Source organism: Achromobacter sp. GQ309 (genome assembly GCF_059759315.1).
The window spans coordinates 496,006-512,726 of sequence record NZ_JCAXDP010000003.1 but is presented as its reverse complement, the minus strand read 5'-3'; the positions used below and the strand labels follow the sequence as shown (position 1 = coordinate 512,726).

At 65.0% G+C, this 16,721-nt stretch carries 12 protein-coding genes; 3 read left to right on the top strand and 9 right to left on the bottom strand.

Annotated features, from left to right (window positions below; genetic code table 11):
• Positions 1 to 136 precede the first annotated feature (136 nt).
• From AC6CIE_RS11725 to AC6CIE_RS11690, 8 genes are all read right to left on the bottom strand, one after another.
• Entirely contained in the window at positions 137 to 2,665 is a 2,529-nt protein-coding gene (locus tag AC6CIE_RS11725) for a TonB-dependent siderophore receptor (protein WP_498092270.1), read from the bottom strand.
• A gap of 78 nt (positions 2,666 to 2,743) precedes the next feature.
• Positions 2,744 to 3,718, bottom strand: a complete 975-nt coding sequence (locus AC6CIE_RS11720; protein ID WP_498092269.1) for a FecR domain-containing protein — start codon at positions 3,716 to 3,718, stop codon at positions 2,744 to 2,746.
• Positions 3,711 to 4,244, bottom strand: coding sequence for a sigma-70 family RNA polymerase sigma factor (locus tag AC6CIE_RS11715; RefSeq protein WP_498092268.1), 534 nt, complete (start codon positions 4,242 to 4,244; stop codon positions 3,711 to 3,713). Before AC6CIE_RS11715 ends, AC6CIE_RS11720 begins: the two co-directional genes overlap by 8 nt.
• Before the next feature lie 113 nt (positions 4,245 to 4,357).
• Entirely contained in the window at positions 4,358 to 5,449 is a 1,092-nt protein-coding gene (gene zapE, locus AC6CIE_RS11710) for a cell division protein ZapE (protein WP_498092267.1), read from the bottom strand.
• An 84-nt stretch (positions 5,450 to 5,533) separates the two neighbouring features.
• Positions 5,534 to 6,961, bottom strand: coding sequence for a dihydrolipoyl dehydrogenase (gene lpdA, locus AC6CIE_RS11705; protein WP_056567795.1), 1,428 nt, complete (start codon positions 6,959 to 6,961; stop codon positions 5,534 to 5,536).
• Positions 6,962 to 7,093: 132 nt separating this feature from the next.
• On the bottom strand, positions 7,094 to 8,332 hold the full coding sequence (gene odhB, locus AC6CIE_RS11700; protein ID WP_175122879.1) for a 2-oxoglutarate dehydrogenase complex dihydrolipoyllysine-residue succinyltransferase: 1,239 nt from the start codon (positions 8,330 to 8,332) through the stop codon (positions 7,094 to 7,096).
• A 103-nt stretch (positions 8,333 to 8,435) separates the two neighbouring features.
• Positions 8,436 to 11,303 (bottom strand): 2-oxoglutarate dehydrogenase E1 component, encoded by a 2,868-nt coding sequence (locus AC6CIE_RS11695; protein ID WP_498092266.1) that lies wholly within the window; start codon positions 11,301 to 11,303, stop codon positions 8,436 to 8,438.
• A 327-nt stretch (positions 11,304 to 11,630) separates the two neighbouring features.
• The gene (locus tag AC6CIE_RS11690; protein ID WP_056567804.1) at positions 11,631 to 12,101 is read right to left on the bottom strand and encodes an Lrp/AsnC family transcriptional regulator; all 471 of its coding nucleotides are present in this window, start codon (positions 12,099 to 12,101) and stop codon (positions 11,631 to 11,633) included.
• 192 nt (positions 12,102 to 12,293) lie between these two features.
• On the opposite strand from AC6CIE_RS11690, the gene AC6CIE_RS11685 reads away from it, so the two are divergent.
• The gene (locus AC6CIE_RS11685) at positions 12,294 to 13,310 is read left to right on the top strand and encodes a 1-aminocyclopropane-1-carboxylate deaminase (protein ID WP_498092265.1); all 1,017 of its coding nucleotides are present in this window, start codon (positions 12,294 to 12,296) and stop codon (positions 13,308 to 13,310) included.
• A gap of 14 nt (positions 13,311 to 13,324) precedes the next feature.
• Here the strand turns inward: AC6CIE_RS11685 and AC6CIE_RS11680 are convergent, their stop codons facing one another.
• Complete coding sequence (locus AC6CIE_RS11680) at positions 13,325 to 14,566, bottom strand: MFS transporter (RefSeq protein ID WP_498092264.1); 1,242 nt, start codon at positions 14,564 to 14,566, stop codon at positions 13,325 to 13,327.
• Between the two features lie 147 nt (positions 14,567 to 14,713).
• On the opposite strand from AC6CIE_RS11680, the gene AC6CIE_RS11675 reads away from it, so the two are divergent.
• Both AC6CIE_RS11675 and puuE read left to right on the top strand, forming a co-directional pair.
• The gene (locus AC6CIE_RS11675) at positions 14,714 to 15,622 is read left to right on the top strand and encodes a LysR family transcriptional regulator (RefSeq protein ID WP_498092263.1); all 909 of its coding nucleotides are present in this window, start codon (positions 14,714 to 14,716) and stop codon (positions 15,620 to 15,622) included.
• A gap of 119 nt (positions 15,623 to 15,741) precedes the next feature.
• On the top strand, positions 15,742 to 16,686 hold the full coding sequence (puuE, locus tag AC6CIE_RS11670) for an allantoinase PuuE (RefSeq protein WP_498092262.1): 945 nt from the start codon (positions 15,742 to 15,744) through the stop codon (positions 16,684 to 16,686).
• The last annotated feature ends 35 nt before the right edge of the window (positions 16,687 to 16,721 follow it).

Genomic DNA, 16,721 nt, shown 5'->3' with positions numbered 1-16,721 from the left:
GGTGGGGACGGGGTTTCCGAGCTTATCCGCCTTTCCCTGTATAAGGCCTGAATTATAACGATTCTCGTTAAGTCAGGAACGGCAGTCTCGGACCAAAGAAAAGGCGGCTCGCCGGGGAGCCGCCTTTTGGCGCTGCTTACCAGCGATACCGCAAGCTGGCCTTGATGGAGCGCTGGTAGCCGAACCAGCACCACGATTCGCCGGAGCACGACGCGATGTACTCCTTGTCGAACAGGTTCTGCACGTTCAGCGCCACCTGCATGCCCTTGAGCGCGGGCGAGGCGCGGCCCAGGTCGTAGTCCAGCATCAGGTCCACCAGCGTGACCTTCGGCACCTTCAGCGTGTTGGCTTCGTTCGCATAGGACGATCCGATGTAGCGCACGCCACCACCAACGCCCAGGCCGGCCAGCGGCCCTTCCTGAAGCTGGTAGCGCGCCCACGCCGACGCCTGTTGCGACGGCAGCGCGGCCGGGGTCTTGCCGGTCAAGTCGAAGCCGGCCGCATTGGGATAGGCCTTGGTGTACTCGTTGTTCATGATCGAGTACGCGGCAATCAGCGACAGTCCGCGCATCGGCTCGGTCTTGGCTTCGAGCTCGATGCCCTGCGTGCGCAGCTCGCCCGCCTGGATCGAGCAGCGGCCGCCGGCCGTGCCGCACACGTGCGTCGGATCCGGATCGGTGGTCGTCATGTTCTCGCGGCGGATGTCGAACGCCGCGAACGTGAGCAACGTGGCCGAACCCGGCGGCTGGTACTTGATGCCCACCTCGTACTGCTTGCCCTCGATCGGCTTGAACGGCGTGTTGTTCCAGCCCGTGCCCGACTGCGGCTCGAAGGATTCCGAATAGCTGATGTACGGCGCCACGCCATTGTCGAAGTTGTAGATGGCGCCGATCCGGCCCGAAAAGGCTTCCGCTTTCAGCTTGGACGGGGTGACACGGCCGGAAGCGATGGCGGTCGTTTCACCCACGTTGCGCGACCAGTCATAGCGCCCGCCCAAGAGGAACGACAGACGGTCGATCTTGATCTGGTCCTGAAAGTACACGCCCGTCTGGTACTGCGTGGTGGACGCGTCGCTGGAGAACGCCGGCACCGGAATGTTCTGGAAGTTGTCCGGGTTCTTCACGTACAGCGGGGGGGCCGAGCCAAAGCCCGACAGCGTGTCGGTCTTGACGTGCTGATAGTCAAAGCCCACCAGCACGTTGTGGCCGATCTTGCCCGTGTTGAACCGCGCCTGCAGGTTGTTGTCGATCGTCAGCGCGCCAACGTCCACGTCCGTCGCGATGGAGGCGCGCTGGTGATACAGGTAGGTCGGGTCGGTGTATCCGTAGTAGTTGGTCATCGCGCCGTAGACGCTTCGGTACTTGGCGTCCGAATGCGTCCAGCGCAGGCTTTGCGACGCCTTGAAGGTGTCGTTGAAGCGATGGTCCAGGATGTAGCCCAGCGAATAGCTCTTGCGGTCGCTCTTTTCGAAATTGGCGTCGCCGTCGTAATAATCGGCCGGCAGACGGAAACCGTCGGGCGCGCGCAGCAGCGTGCGCATTGCCGGCACGGCGCCGTACGAGCCCATGTCGGGATCGTGCTGGAAATTGGTCAGGATGGTCAGCGACGTGTCCGCATTGGGCTTGTACGCGAACGCCGGCGACACGAAGTAGCGGCGCTCCTTGGTGTCCTGAACCTGGCCGTCAGACATGTAGCCCGAGCCCACCAGGCGGTACAGGTATTTGCCCTCTTCGTCGATGGGGCCGCCGAAGTCGAAGTTGGCGCGGCGGAAGTCGTAGTTGCCGACCTGCAGCTCCACTTCGCGCAGCGGCTCTTCCAGCGGACGCTTGCTGACCTGGTTCACCACGCCGCCCGGGCCGCCCTGCCCGTACATCACCGACGCCGGGCCCTTCAGGACGTCGACGCGCTCGAGGCGGAAGGCGTCGACCTGCGGCAGCGCATCGCGGCCGCCGAACACGCGCAGCCCGTCCAGATAGGTGGACGCCGAGAACCCGCGCACGTTGAACTGGTCCAGGCGGGTCGCCGTGGCGCCGCGGGACTCGGTGGCAACGCCCGCCGTGTAGCGCAGCACCTGGTTCAGCGTCTGCGCGCCCTGCTCGGTGATCTGTTCGCGCGTGACCACGGACACCGACTGCGGCGTCTCGATCAACGGGATGTCGGTCTTGGTGGCGCTGGCGCTGGCGGTGGCCACATAGCCCACCGTGGGCGCAAAGGCGCTGTCCGACATGCCCGTCACCGTCACCGGCGCGAGCGTGTGCGTGTCGCCCGTGGAGACCGGCGCGGGCGCCAGCGTCCAGGTGTTGCCCGACTGCGCGCGCGCCTGCAGGCCGCTGCCCGCCAGGATGCGCGAGAAGCCCGCGCCCACCGTGTAAGAACCATTCAACCCATCCGAACGCCGGCCGCGCACCAGCGCCGGGTCGAACGACAGCACCACCCCGGCGCTGCGCGCGAACTGGGTCAGCGCGTCGGCCAGCGGCCCTGCGGGAATCTGGTAGCTGCGCTGGCCATTGGCGGTGGCTTGCGCACCTGCGGCAGGCGCCGGCTGCGCCCAAGCCGCCGGCGCACCGGCAAACAGCGCCCCGGCGCAGGTCGCGGCCAGCACAGCGTTACGGCCGGCGGTCATCGGTGTGCGCAGGCGCGGGTGGATTGAAGCGGACACAAACATCTCCCTGTACGGTGGTTTCTTTCTGCTTTCCGTACGGGGATGCAAAACCTGCAATGCGCCGGCAAGAAAATATGTAACTCAGGCGCCGCTGGGGCCAACCTGCAGCCAGTACTGCGTGCGGCGCGTCACCGCGATGGGCAATGTGTGTTCCAGCGCCTTGAGCGCGCGCTCGGCGTCGTCCAGCGGAAACACGCCCGACAGCCGCAATGCCGCCACCGCGGGATCAACGCGGATCACGCCCACCCGCTGGCGCGCCAGGTGCTCGGCAAAATCGTCCAGCCGCCATTCCTTGGCCACCACCATCCCGTCCACCCACGCCAGGCGATCCGGGTCCGACGCGCCACGGCGGACCTCGCCGTCGTCGGCGTAGGCAAGCCGTTCACCGGCGCTCAGTTGCGTCATCACGCCCTGGCGCAGCAGCGCGACGCTGCCTTCATATACGCCCACGCGCGAACCGTCCGCCGTGCGCCGCAGGTCAAACCGCGCGCGCTCGGCCCGCAGTTCGCCGTAGCCGGTATCCACACGCAGCGCCTGCACGCCCGGGCGCGGCTCGGCCTGCACCAGCATCTCGCCACGCAGGAGGTCGATGTCGCGCGCGCTGCCGCTGACGTTGACGCGCACCGCGGTATCGCTGTTCAGCGTGACGCGCAGCCCGTCCGCCAACGCCAGCGCACGGCGCTCGCCCACGCCGGTGCTGTAGTCGGCGACCAGCCGTTGCCACGGGGCATGGCGGTAGCCCGCCCACCCAGTGGCAGCGATGCCCGCGCCGGCCAGCAGACAGCGCAGCGCGGCGCGCCGGCCGTGCGAGGCAGGCGCATTCAGCGCCGAGTGCGCCAGGGCCGCCGGCACGCGGCGCGCATTGCGGCCGATGTCCTGCAGCTGATCCCACGCCACGCGGTGCGCGGGGTCCTGGGCCAACCAGGCCCGGCAGGATTCGTGGTCGCGCGCATCGTCAATGCCCGATTGCAGGCGCGCCCACCACGCGATGGCCTCGCGCACCACGGCATCGGTCGGGCGGGCGTCCACAGGCGCGCCGTTGGCCGCGTCAGGCATGGATCGCGGCATAGCACGCGGACATCGCGCGCACCATGTACTGCTGCACCGAACTCAGCGACACATCGAGGCGTTCGGCGATCTCGGGATACGTCAGGCCATCCAGCTGCGACAAGAGGAAAGCCGCGCGGGCCTTGGGCGGCAGGCCGTCCAGCAGGCGATCCAGCTGAACCAGCGCCTGCAGTTGCTCGGCCTGCGCCTCGGGCGATGGCGCATAGGATTCGGGAACGGTGGCCAGATAGGCCAGATACGCATGCTCCAGCGCGGCATGCCGCTGGTGATCGACCACCAGGCCTTTTGCAATGGTGGTGAGCAGCGCGCGCGCCTCGCTGGCGCGTACCTGCTTGCGGCCCTGGATCACCCGGACAAAGACGTCCTGGGCCAGGTCTTCCGCGCGGTGTTCGCAGCCCAGCTTGCGGCGCAGCCACCCAAACAGCCACGGGCGGTGATCGCGATACAGGCCATCGACAGGCGCGACCTGGGCGTCGACGCACGGGACCGATGAGGAAAGCAAGGTGGAAGACACGGATTGAGACTGCGGCGCTGAACCAAAAGTCCCAAAATCTTAATTGATAATGACTTGCATTAACAATGATTGCGCCCACCCAGCCCCTGAAATGAGGACCGGATGAGGCTTTACTACAACGTCACGGCCAGACGGCGTTCGGATTCCAGGTACTCGCGCGACTGCATTTCCAGAATGCGCGACACCGTCCGGTGGAACTCGTTGGCCAGCGCGCCTTCCGTGTAGATCTCTTCGGGCTCGCATTCGGCCGACATGATGAGCTTGACGCGGTGGTCGTAGAACACGTCGATCAGCCAGGTGAAGCGGCGCGCCTCGGACGCCTGGCGCGGACCCATGCGCGGCACGCCCGACAGGATCACGGCGTGGAAGCGGTTGGCCAGTTCCAGGTAATCGTTCTGCGACCGTGGACCGCCGCACAGCGTGGCAAAGTCGAACCACACGACCGAGCCGCCCAGCGCCAGCGCGCGGATCTCGCGATGCTCGATGCGCAGCACCGGATCCTGCGGCGGCGTGTCGGCCAGCGCATCGAAGGCCGCCTGCAGCGCCTTCTGCGCGCTCTCGTCCAGCGGCGTGTGATAGCTCTGCACCTGCTCCAGCGAGCGGCGGCGGTAATCAATACCCGCATCCACGTTCATGACATCCATGCGCGACTGGATCAGCGCAATGGCGGGCAGCACGCGGTCGCGGTGCAGACCATCGGTGTACAGCGTGGACGGTTCGTAGTTGGACGTCATCACGAAGGACGTGCCGTATTCGAACAGCTTGAGCAGCAGGCGGTGCAGGATCATCGCGTCCGCCACATCGGACACGTGGAATTCGTCAAAGCAGATCAGCCGGTAACGCTTGGCCACGCGCTTGGCGACCTCGTCCAGCGGATCCTGCATGCCCTTCACTTCCTCGAGTTCGCGGTGCACGCCGCGCATGAACTCGTGAAAGTGCAGACGCGTCTTGCGCACGACGGGCACGGTGGCATAGAACGCGTCCATCAGGAAGCTCTTGCCGCGGCCCACGCCGCCCCACAGGTACACGCCGCGCGGCACGTCGGGACGGTTCAGCAGCTTTTTCAGCGCATTCGAGCGCATCGACTTGAACTTGACCCATTCGTCGTAATAGCGCTGCAAGCGGTCGATCGCCTTCTTCTGCGCGTCGTCGGGCTTGTAGCCGCGTTCGGCCAATGCGTGTTCGTAGTAGTCGCTGACGTTCATAGGGGAACCGGATCAAGCTGAAGGGAATAAAGAAAAGGGCGGGTCCTGGAACCCGCCCCCGGTCTTGCAGAAGTCAGACGCGGCTTAGAAGTTCAGCGCGCGCTTGTCCACGGCCAGAGCGGCTTCCTTCACGGCTTCCGACAGGGTCGGGTGCGCGTGGCAGATGCGGGCGATGTCTTCGGCGGCGCCGCGGAATTCCATGATGGTCACGGCTTCCGAGATCAGTTCCGAGGCCATCGGGCCCACGATGTGCACGCCCAGGACTTCGTCGGTCTTGGCATCGGCGATCACCTTGGCAAAGCCGGTGGTGTCACCCAGCGCGCGGGCGCGGCCGTTGGCCAGGAACGGGAAGCTGCCGGCCTTGTACTCGCGGCCTTCGGCCTTGAGCTGCTGCTCGGTCTTGCCGACCCAGGCGATTTCCGGCGAGGTGTAGATGACCCACGGCACGGTGTCGAAGTTGACGTGACCGTGCTGGCCGGCGATACGCTCGGCAACCGCCACACCTTCTTCTTCGGCCTTGTGCGCCAGCATCGGGCCGCGCACCACGTCGCCCACTGCCCAGACGTTCGGCAGGTTGGTCTTGCAGTCGCCGTCGACGGCCACGAAACCGCGCTCGTCCAGCTTGAGGCCCACGGCGTCGGCGTTCAGACCGCCGGTGTAGGGCACGCGGCCGATCGAGACGATCAGCTTGTCCACGACCAGCTTCTGCTCGGCGCCCTTGGCGTCGACGTAGGGCACGGTCACCGACTTGGCGGTCGCCTTGATCTCACCGATCTTGACGCCCATCTGGATGTTCAGGCCTTGCTTGGTGAAAGCCTTGAGGGCTTCCTTGGCCACTTGCCCGTCGGCGGCGGCCAGGAATTCCGGCATCGCTTCCAGGATCGTGACTTCGGAACCCAGGCGGCGCCACACGCTGCCCATTTCCAGGCCGATCACGCCGGCGCCGATGACGCCCAGCGTCTTGGGCACGGCGCCGATGTTCAGTGCGCCGTCGTTGGACAGCACGACCTTTTCGTCGAACGGCAGGCCGGGCAGTTCACGCGCCGACGAGCCGGTGGCGACCACGACGTGCTTGGCAACCAGGTCTTCCTCGGCGGTGCCGGTGACCTTGATGGCCCAGCCGCCTTCCACCTGGCCGCTGAACGCGCCCTTGCCGTGGAAGAACGTGACCTTGTTCTTCTTGAACAGGTACAGGATGCCGTCGTTGTTCTGCTTGACCACCGTGTTCTTGCGGCCGATCAGCGTGTCGAGCTTCAGGCTGACGCCCTTGACTTCGATGCCGTGCTCGGCGAAGTGGTGGTTGGCTTGCTCGAAGTGTTCGGACGATTGCAGCAGCGCCTTGGACGGGATGCAGCCGACGTTGGTGCAGGTGCCGCCGGGAGCCGGGCCGCCTTGGCCGTTCTGCCAGGCGTCGATGCAAGCGACCGACATGCCGAGCTGCGCGGCGCGGATGGCGGCGATGTAGCCGCCGGGGCCTGCGCCGATCACGACGACGTCAAATTGTTTGGACATAGTGTTCTCGCGAATGAGGGATGAAGAAGCGCACTTCCTGCCCAGCGCAGTCGGGCTGCGGGCCGGCGGGGAGCCGGCCCGGGCGCCGCGCGACCAGCAGGTCAGGCGCGGCGCCGGTCAGGGGCGTCGAGATTACAGGTCCAGCAACAGGCGCTGCGGATCTTCCAGGGCGTCCTTCATGGCGACCAGGCCCAGCACGGCTTCGCGGCCGTCGATGATGCGGTGGTCATAGGACAGGGCCAGGTAGTTCATCGGGCGGATGACGATCTGGCCGTTTTCGACGACGGCGCGATCCTTGGTGGCGTGCACGCCCAGGATGGCCGATTGCGGCGGGTTGATGATCGGGGTCGACAGCATCGAGCCGAACACGCCACCGTTGGAGATCGAGAACGTGCCGCCGGTCATTTCTTCAATGCCCAGCTTGCCGTCGGCAGCGCGGCGGCCGAAGTCGGCGATGGTCTTTTCGATGTCGGCGATGGACAGCTGGTCGGCGTTGCGCAGGATCGGCACCACCAGGCCACGCGGGCTGCCGACAGCGATACCGATGTCGAAGTAGCCGTGGTAGATGATGTCCTTGCCGTCGATCGAGGCGTTGATCAGCGGGTACTTCTTCAGCGCGGCAACGGCGGCCTTGACGAAGAACGACATGAAGCCCAGCTTGATGCCGTGTTCCTTTTCGAACTTGTCCTTGTACTTGGCGCGCAGGTCGATCACGGCCTGCATGTTGACTTCGTTGAACGTCGTCAGGATGGCGTTTTCTTGCTGCGATTGCAGCAGGCGCTCGGCGATGCGGGCACGCAGGCGGCTCATCGGCACGCGCTGTTCCGGACGGCCATCCAGCGACAGCGTGGTCGGGGCGGGCGCGGCGGCGGCCTTGGCCGGTGCGGCCTTGGCGGGAGCGGCGCTGGCGGCCAGGGCGTCGCCCTTGGTCACGCGGCCGTCACGGCCCGAACCCGCCACGGAAGCGGCGTCAACGCCCTTCTCGGCCAGGATCTTCGAGGCGGCGGGCGAAGCGACGCCGGCGGCGGCCGTCGAGGCCGGTGCCGCAGCGGCGGGCGCGGGAGCAGCGGCGGCTTGCTCGGCGGCCTTCGGGGCTTCAGCCGGCGCGGTGGCGGCGGCGCCAGCCTTGGCGGCGGTGTCGATGCGGGCCAGCACTTCGCCCGAGGTCACGGTGCTGCCATCGCCCTTGACGATTTCAGCCAGCACACCCGAGGCGGGGGCCGGCACTTCCAGCACGACCTTGTCGGTTTCGACTTCGATCAGGATTTCGTCGGCTTCAACGGCAGCGCCCGGCTGCTTCTTCCAGGTCAGCAGGGTCGCTTCGGAAACGGATTCGGAAAGTTGGGGAACGACGACGTCGGTAATAGCCATTTTGTTTATTCCGTAGAGAGTATGTTCTTGTCACGCGGCGCGGCAAGGTTCGAAACGGTGTTCCGGAACACTTGCCGCCCGCGGCGCGTGCATCAAGTAAAGGTTACTTCGTCAACATGACCTTGAACTTGGGCGCGAAGGCCGTCTCGATCAGGGCCTTCTGCTGCTCCTGGTGCTTGGCCAGGTAGCCCACGGCCGGCGATGCCGACGCGGCACGGCCTGCGTAGCCAAGCTTCTGGCCTTCGACCATGTTCTCGTACACGTGATGCTGAACGTAGAACCAGGCGCCTTGGTTCTGGGGCTCGTCTTGCACCCAGATCACTTCGGTTGCCTTGGGGTACTTGCGCAGTTCGGCTTCGAACGACTTGTGCGCAAACGGATACAGCTGCTCGACGCGGATGATGGCGACGTTGTCGGCGCCACGCTCGCGGCGGGCGTTGACCAGGTCGTAGTACACCTTGCCCGAGCAAGCCAGCACGCGCTTGACCTTGCCGGCGTCGATGGCCTCGTCGACCTCGCCGATGACCGGGCGGAAGCTGCCGCCGGCCAGATCGGTCAGGGGCGAACCGGCGTCCTTGTTGCGCAGCAGCGACTTCGGCGTGAACAACACCAGCGGCTTGCGGAACGGGCGGATCATCTGGCGGCGCAGAACGTGGAAGATCTGCGAAGCCGAGGTCGGCTGAATCACTTGCATGTTGTTGTCGGCGCACAGCTGCAGGAAGCGCTCGATGCGGCCCGACGAGTGCTCGGGACCCTGGCCTTCGTAGCCGTGCGGCAGCATCAGCGTCAGGCCCGACTGGCGGCCCCACTTGGCTTCGCCGGAGCTGATGAACTGGTCGATCACGACCTGGGCGCCGTTGACGAAGTCGCCGAACTGGCCTTCCCAGATGACGAGCGTGTTGGGCTCGGCGCTGGAGAAGCCGTACTCAAAGCCCAGCACAGCCTCTTCGGACAGCACGGAGTCGATGACGGTGAACGGGGCCTGGCCTTCCGACACGTTCTGCAGCGGAATGTAGGTGCCGTCGTTCCAGCGTTCGCGGTTCTGGTCGTGCAGCACGGCATGGCGGTGCGTGAACGTGCCGCGGCCCGAATCCTGGCCGGTGATGCGGATGGCGTAGCCCGAGGACACCAGGGTCGCGAAGGCGAGGTGTTCGCCCATGCCCCAGTCCAGGTTCATTTCGCCCTTGGCCATGGTGCGGCGGTCGTTCAGCAGCTTGGCGACCAGCGGGTGCACCGTGAAGCCTTCCGGCACGGTGGTGATGCGTTCGCCGATGCGCTTGAGTTCAGCCAGCGGCACGGCGGTGTCGGCCTGGTCGGTCCACTTGGCGCCCAGGAACGGCGACCAGTCGATGGCGTACTTGCTCTTGTAGTCGGTCAGCACCGGTTCGATGGTGCGCTGGCCGTCTTCCATGAGCTGGCGGTAGTCCTTGACCAGCTGATCGGCTTCGCCGTCGGCCAGCACGCCTTGCGTGGTCAGCTTGTCGGCGTACAGCTTGCGCGTGCCGGGGTGGTGGCCGATGCGCTTGTACATCAGGGGCTGCGTCAGCGACGGGGTGTCCTGCTCGTTGTGGCCCAGCTTGCGGAAGCAGACGATGTCCACGACGACGTCGTGGCGGAACTGCAGACGGTAGTCCAGCGCCAGCTTGGTGACGAACACCACGGCTTCGGGATCGTCGCCGTTGACGTGGAACACCGGGGCTTCGATCATCTTGACCACGTCGGTGCAATACAGCGTCGAACGCGAGTCACGCGGGTCGGACGTGGTGAAGCCGATCTGGTTGTTGATGACGATGTGCAGCGTGCCGCCCGTACCGTAGCCGCGCGTCTGCGCCAGGTTCAGGGTTTCCATCACGACGCCCTGGCCGGCAAAGGCCGCGTCGCCGTGCACCAGCACCGGCAGCACTTGCTTGCCTTCGGTATCGCCGCGGCGTTCCTGGCGGGCGCGTGCGCTGCCTTCGACGACGGGGTTGACGATTTCAAGGTGCGACGGGTTGAACGCCAGCGACAGGTGGACGGGGCCGCCGCGCGTGGACAGGTCGCTCGAGAAGCCGTTGTGGTACTTCACGTCGCCGTCGGTCAGGCCTTCGGCGTGCTTGCCTTCGAACTCGGCGAACAGGTCGCCGGGCATCTTGCCCATGATGTTCACGAGCAGGTTCAGGCGGCCGCGGTGGGCCATGCCGACCACGATTTCCTGGACGCCGTTTTCACCGGCGTGGTTGACCACTTCGTCCATCGAGGCGATGAAGCTTTCGCCGCCTTCCAGCGAGAAGCGCTTCTGGCCGACGTACTTGGTGTGCAGGAAGCGTTCCAGGCCTTCGGACTCAGTCAGCTGCTGAAGGATGTGGCGCTTTTCTTCCGCGGTGTACGTGGGCGCGCCCAGCGTGGTTTCCAGGCGTTCCTGGATCCAGCGCTTGGCGGCGGGGTCGGAGATGTGGGTGAATTCTGCACCGATGCTGCGGCAGTAGGTGTCGCGCAGCGCCTTCAGGATGTCGCGCAGCGTCATCGTGCTGGCGGTCGTGAAGTAGGTGTTGGTGGCCGAGTACGTCTGGTCCAGATCGGCTTCGGTCAGGCCGTAGAAGGCGGGATCGAGCTCGGGGATCGGCGGACGTTCCTGGCGCTTGAGCGGATCGAGGTCGGCCCAGCGCGAACCCAGCGAACGGTAGGCGGCAATCAGCGATTGCACCGAAACCTGCTTGCTGGCCACGCTCAGGTCGGGTTCGGCGCAGCGTTGCACGAAGGCATTGGCCTTGGCGCGCTGGGCGAACGATTCGACGATGGGAGCGTGGGCCTGGTCGCGAGTGGATTCCTGGCCGTCGGTTGCGGGAGCGTGCTGCAATTGGTCGAAATATTCGCGCCAGTTGTCAGGTACCGAACCGGGGTTATCGAGGTAGGCTTCGTAAAGCTCCTCGACATACGGGGCATTACCCCCAAAGAGGTAAGACGTGGATAGAGATTCTATTTCCGAAGACATATCGCTTCACCTTTACGAGTGCTTCACTCGAGACGATGCAGGAAAACCTTCCGCGACACGGGCTTCCCGTTAGGCGGATAGCAGGGGCAGAAGGCGCGTACAAGCCTTGAAAGCCTATGGTCGAGAAGTATAACCCTTTGAGTTTATGGGCGTCTTCCTGCATTTCTGTGACGCAAAAGGCCTTTCGGAATGCTGTCATGCGGCAACGGAATGTCCGTCCAACCCCTTCTATTGCGCCGTCTACGCGCCACCAAAATCCGTCAATGCAAAATGCGGCAGCGCGTCATTTCAAATAACAGAAAAGATGAGTGTTGCGTTTACGCGTCGTCAAACCGGCAGCGCGGTGGTCGACATGATCTCTTTGAGCACGAAAAAAGTACGAATCTGGCGTACGCCGGGCAGCTTGATGATCTCGCCCGCATGCAGCTTGTTGAAGCGTTCCAGGTCCCGGATACGCAACATCAGGAAATAGTCGAATTCGCCCGCCACCAGATGGCATTCCAGGCAACCGCTGATGCCCTTGGCCGCTTCCTCGAAGTCTGTGAATGAATCGGGCGTCGAGCGATCCAGCACCACGCCGACGATGACCAGCGTGGCCATGTCGACGTCAGCGGGCTCCAGCAACGCGACCGTCTTTCGGATGACGCCTTCGCTCTTCAGCCTTTCCACGCGCCGCAGGCACGCTGCAGGGCTCAGATGCACGCGGGCGCTCAAGTCCAGATTGGTGATCTGCGCATCGTCCTGAAGAATGCGCAGGATCTGGCGGTCGATGCGGTCCAGCGTGAAAACGGCGGTCATGGATAGCGTCCCTAAAAATTTAATTTCGCCGGATTTTTTGTTTTGCAAATATTAGATCGATTAATCGGGATAAACGACCTTTCGATTTGGCGGATTAAAAAAATACGCAATTGACCCCTCAACCCCATGATTTCTATGATTTTTGCGAACCCCGCCGCAACGCCGGGCCCGCCAGGATCACCAGGAGCCACCATGGATCTGCAACGTTTTCCCCGTCATCGCCTGACCTTTGGCGATACCCCGATCGAAAAGCTGGAGCGCTTGTCGCAGCATCTGGGCGGCAAGGTCGAGATCTACGCCAAGCGTGAGGACTGCAATAGCGGCCTTGCCTTCGGCGGCAACAAGCTGCGCAAGCTCGAATACCTGATTCCGCAGGCGCTGGAACAAGGCTGCGACACGCTCGTCACGATTGGCGGCATCCAGTCCAATCACACGCGGATGGTCGCGGCGGTGGCCGCCAAACTGGGGTTGGCCTGCGTGCTGGTCCAGGAGAACTGGGTGGACTATTCCGATGCGGTCTACGACCGCGTCGGCAACATCATGATGAGCCGCCTCATGGGTGCGGACGTGCGGCTGGTCGATCAGGGCTTTGACATCGGCTTTCGCCGCAGTTGGGAAGAGGCGCTGGAAGAAGTGAAACGCCGCGGCGGCAAGCCCTATGCGATTCCGGCGGGCGCGTCCGATCACGAATTAGGCGGGCTGGGCTATGTAGGCTTTGCCGAAGAAGTGCGCCGCCAGGAAGCCGAGCTGGGATTCAAGTTCGACTACATCGTCGTGTGCGCGGTCACGGGCAGCACGCAGGCCGGCATGGTGGTGGGTTTTGCGGCCGACGGCCGCGCCGATCGCGTCATCGGCATCGATGCGTCCGCCACGCCGGACCAGACCCGCGCGCAGGTCCTGCGCATCGCGCGGCGCACCGCCGACCTCGTCGGCTTGGGCAAACCCATCGAAGACAAGGACGTGGTGCTGGACACGCGCTACGCCTATCCGGCATATGGCCTGCCCTCAGCCGAAACCAACGACGCCATCCGCACGTGCGCTCGGCTGGAAGGCATGATGACCGACCCCGTGTACGAAGGAAAATCCATGCAGGGGATGATGGACATCATCCGCAAAGGTGAAATTCCCGCCGGCTCGAGGGTTCTGTATGCGCACCTGGGAGGGGTGCCGGCGATCAACGCCTACAGCTTTCTCTACCGCAACGGATAGCGGCGGATTCGGCGTCACGGGGTGGCCTTGCGGGGACTTGCGTTGACATTGCAGCCCTGCCCGCCCGCCATGGGAAACCCATGGCGGCGCGCCGCTGCCGCCACGATCAGCGTCGCCGCCAGCAACAGCACCAGCGCGGGCGCAAAGGCGGCGACGCCCACGCCTTCGAGCAGGAGGCCGCCGATGACACCGCCGCCCGCGATCGCCAGATTCCAGGCCGTGACCAGCATCGACTGCGCCACATCGGCCGACTCGCCCGCGGTCTTGGCCAGCGCAGTCTGGAACAGCGTCGGCGCCCCGCCAAACGCCAGGCCCCATGCCGCCACCGCCGTGACCACCACGGCCGGATCATTGCCGCTGAAGCCCAAGACCAATGCCGACAACGCGAACAGCACCGTGCTGGCCAGCGTCATCACGCGCAGGTGGCTGTCGATCAGAACGCCGATGACCCAGAGCCCGATCAACGACGACAGACCGAACACCAGCAACATCACGTCCGTGCGGTCCTCCATACCGCGCGCCGCCAGGAACGGCGCGATGTAGGTATAGAGAATGTTGTGCGCCAGGACGAATGCAAACACCACGAACAGCACCGCGCGCACGCCCGGCAGGGTGAAGACGCGGCGCAGCGGCGCGCGCTTGCCCGCAGCCTGGCCCGCAAAGTCCGGCACCTGGATGCGCACCCACGCCATCAGGATCAGCGCCAGCGCGCTCATGATGCCGAAACACCAGCGCCATCCCACCACGTTGCCCAGGAAGGTGCCCGCCGGCACGCCCAGCGACAACGCCAACGGCGTGCCCACCATCGCGATGGCGATGGCCCGCCCTTTCTGATGCTCCGGCACCATGCGCGCAGCGTAGCCCGCGGCCAGCGCCCACAGCAGCCCGGCGGACACGCCGGCGACGAAACGCGCCGCCATCGTCAGCGCATAGCTGGCGGACACCGTCGTGATGGTGTTGGCGATGACGAAGCCGGCGATCGCGGCCAGCAGCAACGGGCGGCGGCGCACGCCTCGCGTCGCGGCGGTCAACGGTATCGCCGCCGCCAGCGAACCGATCGCGTAGATCGTCACCAGCTGTCCGGCCATCGCTTCGGAAATAGCCAGCCCCGCGCTGATCTGCGGCAACAGGCCGGCCGGCAGGGCTTCCGTCAGGATCGTGACGAAACCGGCCAGCGCCAGGGCCAGCAGTGCTGCAATGGGAAGACGCGCCTCGCGCGCGCCGGGGCCGGAGGCCGCCGCCTGATTACCTGCCATGTTCTGCCTTTTGATTGGCCGGCGGCGGGTGGAAATCCCCGACGCCGGCACGTGTTGTGGGAAGGCAGCCATGTTGGCGGCAAGTGCAGTCCGGGACAATAATGCCGGTGTTCAAAATATATCGGACAAATTGTCCTGAATCGCATCATGGTTGAATCGCTCAGCGCCATTGCCGCCTTCGTGCAAGCCGCCGAAATGCGCAGTTATTCCGAAGCCGCCCGCCATCTGGGCGTGTCGGCGTCGGCGGTGGGCAAGAGCGTCTGCCGGCTTGAAACACGCCTGGGCGTGCGCCTGCTCCATCGCAGCACGCGCAGCATCACCTTGACCGCCGAAGGCGCCGTTTTCCTGGAACGTTGCCGGCGCATCCTGTGCGAGCTCGAGTCCGCCGAACTCGAACTCTCCGAAACGCGCCAGGCGCCGCAAGGCCGATTGCGCATCAGCCTTCCGCTCGTCGGCATGCTGGTCATGCCGGCGTTGACCGCATTCATGCACCGCTATCCCGCGATCGAACTGGACGTGGATTTTTCAGATCGTCTGGTGGACGTCATCAACGAAGGCTTCGACATCGTGATGCGCACGGGCGAGCCGACGGACTCGCGGCTGGTGTCGCGCCCGGTCGGCAACTATCGTCTGCTGCTTGTCGCCGCGCCGGGCTATCTGGCCAGCCGCGGCACGCCGCGCGGTCCGGCCGACCTGCAGCATCACGCCTGCCTGCAGCACCGATTTCCCAGCACCGGCAAGCTTGAACCGTGGCCGCTGAAGCGCGACGCAGGCATGGCCGAATGGACAGTGCCCGCGTCGATGGTGTGCAACACGTCCGCGGCCCTCCTGGATGTGGCAGTGGCAGGCCTAGGCATCGCGTGCCTGCCCGATTTTCTGGTGCGGCCTGCCTTGCAGCGTGGCGAACTGGTTTCGGTGCTGGACGCCCATGTCGAACACCAAGGCACATTCCGGCTGCTGTGGGCGTCCAGCAAGCATCTGGCGCCCAAGCTACGGGTATTTATCGACTTCATGGGCGAGGAATTGTTCAAGGAGCGCGACGCCGCGCCAGTATGAAAACCGCGGCGTAGGGCATTCGCCGATGGCCGGCGGCTGGTATTTGATGTACATACTTTGTATACATGATCAGACCCGCGTCATCACGCGACCGATCATCCCCCTTCCTGCGACCGCCGATGCCCCTCTACGACACCACGCTGCCCTACCCCCGCGACCTCGTCGGCTACGGACGCAATCCGCCGCACGCGCAATGGCCGGGCAACGCGCGGATCGCCGTGCAGTTCGTGCTGAACTACGAAGAAGGCGGCGAGAACAGCGTGCTGCATGGCGATGCCGGCTCCGAGCAGTTCCTGTCCGAGATGTTCAACCCGGCCAGCTATCCGGACCGGCATCTCAGCATGGAAAGCATCTACGAATACGGGTCACGGGCGGGCGTGTGGCGCATCCTGCGCGAATTCGAGAAGCGGCAACTGCCGCTGACGGTGTTCGGCGTCGGCATGGCCCTGCAACGCCATCCCGACCTGACGGCAGCCTTCGTCGAACTGGGCCATGAAATCGCCTGCCATGGCTGGCGCTGGATCCACTACCAGGACGTGGACGAGGCCACCGAACGCGAGCACATGCGGCTGGCCATCGACGCCATCACCACGCTGACCGGCACGCGCCCGTTGGGCTGGTACACCGGACGCGACAGCCCGCGCACGCGCAGGCTGGTCGCCGACGACGGCGGATTCGAATACGACAGCGATTACTACGGCGACGACCTGCCCTTCTGGATGCAGGTCCGCAAGACCGATGGCTCGACCGCGCCGCAGCTCATCGTGCCCTACACGCTGGACTGCAACGACATGCGCTTTGCGCTGCCGCAGGGCTATTCGCACGCCGATCCCTTCTTCCAGTACCTGAAAGACAGCTTCGACGCGCTCTATGCCGAAGGCACCGAGGCGCCAAAGATGCTCAGCATCGGCATGCACTGCCGCCTGCTGGGCCGCCCCGGACGCATCGTCGCCCTGCAACGCTTTCTGGATCACATCGCACGCCACGACCGCGTCTGGATCTGCCGCCGGCTGGACATTGCGCGTCACTGGAAAGCCACGCACCCCTACACCCCCGACCGTTGAACAGGACGACCATGACCAACAATCTGAACGATCCG

Bases quoted from the DNA above. Each gene is read 5' to 3' on its own strand.
- AC6CIE_RS11680 (WP_498092264.1), bottom strand. From the start codon at position 14,566: ATGGCAGGTAATCAGGCGGCGGCCTCCGGCCCCGGCGCGCGCGAGGCG.
- AC6CIE_RS11675 (WP_498092263.1), top strand. From the start codon at position 14,714: ATGGTTGAATCGCTCAGCGCCATTGCCGCCTTCGTGCAAGCCGCCGAA.
- odhB (WP_175122879.1), bottom strand. From the start codon at position 8,332: ATGGCTATTACCGACGTCGTCGTTCCCCAACTTTCCGAATCCGTTTCC.
- AC6CIE_RS11725 (WP_498092270.1), bottom strand. From the start codon at position 2,665: ATGTTTGTGTCCGCTTCAATCCACCCGCGCCTGCGCACACCGATGACC.
- AC6CIE_RS11685 (WP_498092265.1), top strand. From the start codon at position 12,294: ATGGATCTGCAACGTTTTCCCCGTCATCGCCTGACCTTTGGCGATACC.
- puuE (WP_498092262.1), top strand. From the start codon at position 15,742: ATGCCCCTCTACGACACCACGCTGCCCTACCCCCGCGACCTCGTCGGC.
- lpdA (WP_056567795.1), bottom strand. From the start codon at position 6,961: ATGTCCAAACAATTTGACGTCGTCGTGATCGGCGCAGGCCCCGGCGGC.
- zapE (WP_498092267.1), bottom strand. From the start codon at position 5,449: ATGAACGTCAGCGACTACTACGAACACGCATTGGCCGAACGCGGCTAC.
- AC6CIE_RS11690 (WP_056567804.1), bottom strand. From the start codon at position 12,101: ATGACCGCCGTTTTCACGCTGGACCGCATCGACCGCCAGATCCTGCGC.
- AC6CIE_RS11695 (WP_498092266.1), bottom strand. From the start codon at position 11,303: ATGTCTTCGGAAATAGAATCTCTATCCACGTCTTACCTCTTTGGGGGT.
- AC6CIE_RS11720 (WP_498092269.1), bottom strand. From the start codon at position 3,718: ATGCCTGACGCGGCCAACGGCGCGCCTGTGGACGCCCGCCCGACCGAT.